Origin of the sequence: Streptomyces sp. NPDC056061 (genome assembly GCF_042266885.1) — a bacterium.
In the GTDB taxonomy this organism is placed as follows: Bacteria; Actinomycetota; Actinomycetes; order Streptomycetales; family Streptomycetaceae; genus Streptomyces.
The window spans coordinates 1-1253 of sequence record NZ_JBHJWQ010000094.1; the positions used below are offsets into that span (position 1 = coordinate 1).

The 1253-nt window shown below is 67.1% G+C and carries 1 protein-coding gene; it reads right to left on the reverse strand.

Translation table 11 applies throughout. The features are described 5' to 3' along the window. Positions 1–116: 116 nt before the first annotated feature. The coding region (locus ACFC79_RS38245) for an IS4 family transposase (RefSeq protein WP_376249893.1) at positions 117–1253 on the reverse strand (1137 nt) is incomplete at its 5' end.

The window sequence follows — 1253 nt, forward strand, 5'->3', positions numbered from 1 at the left end:
CGGCCCATTTCAGGACCTTGCGTTTGACGACTCGCGGGTGTGAGCGTTTTCGGCGGGGTGGGTTGAGGTGTTGGGTGAGCCATCGGATGGCGTAACGCCATGCCGCGTCGGCCGTGTCAGCGCCCGGAGGGGGAAAATGCGCCCTGCGCGACTGAACGGCGGGCGATACGGAGGGCCTTGACGAAGGAGACCCTGTCGGGGTCCTGGCCGGCGTGCGCGGCGGTGTCAGCCATCAGGGTACGGATGGCGTAGTGGCAGCACAGATGTCCCCAAATTTCTTGCTGGACAAGGTCGGGAGCTTTCGAGCGCAGTACCGCGCGGGGCCCGCGTTGATGGGTCTTCAGTTCGTCGAAGGTTGTCTCGATCTCCCATCGTTGGGCATAGACGGCTGCGAGGTCCTCGACGCCGACCTCGGCCGGGTCGAGGATCGTGGTCAGCAGCCGGTATTCCTCGGGGTTGTCCCGGCCGTCATCGAGCGTGTAGTCGATCACTCTGACTGTGAGCGGCTCCGTCGTGGCCCGGCTCGTGCCCGACGTCGGGACGATCCGGGCCAGCCAGGACCCATCGGCCAGTGTTTCCAGATGCCGGGGCCGCAGATTCGTTTTCACTCGCCACAGCAGATCCGCACCCGTGGCGGCGGCCTGCTGCCAGAGACGGAACCCGTAGAAGCCCCGGTCAGCCAGAACCAGTTGGCCCGGCTCAAGCCGACCGACGAGCTGCCGGGACAACTCGATCTCCGACACGCTGCACGGGCCCGTAACAGCATCGAAGACGGCATGAGTGCCGCATTCCGCCAATGCCACCAGGCGAGCCTGCGGAAACGCGGACTGCTCCCCCCGGCTGGAAGCGGGACGCCCGAAGAATTCTGCGTTGGCTGCCGTGTCTGCCACGTCCAGGCACGTCCCGTCAATCGCCACCAGACGACGCCCGGCCAGCCACGACCCCGGCGTGTCCGGCCCCGCCAGCGGACGCGCGACCCGCGCGAAGAGATCCCGCACCGGCTCGAACCCCAGGCGGGCCCTGGCCTGGAAGATCGCCGACTTCGAGGGCGGCGTGAACGACTCCGACCACCCCGACGCCCACGACAGCCCATCCGTGAGCTGCGCGAACACATCCTCATAGGAGCCATCCGAATACAGCGCCATCCCCATCGAGAAGTACGCCATCACGCGTGCGGGCAACGACCGGTGACGCCGCTCAGTACGCCCCGCCTCCTCGATCACCGCGTCAACCACATCCGCGGGAAACACCCG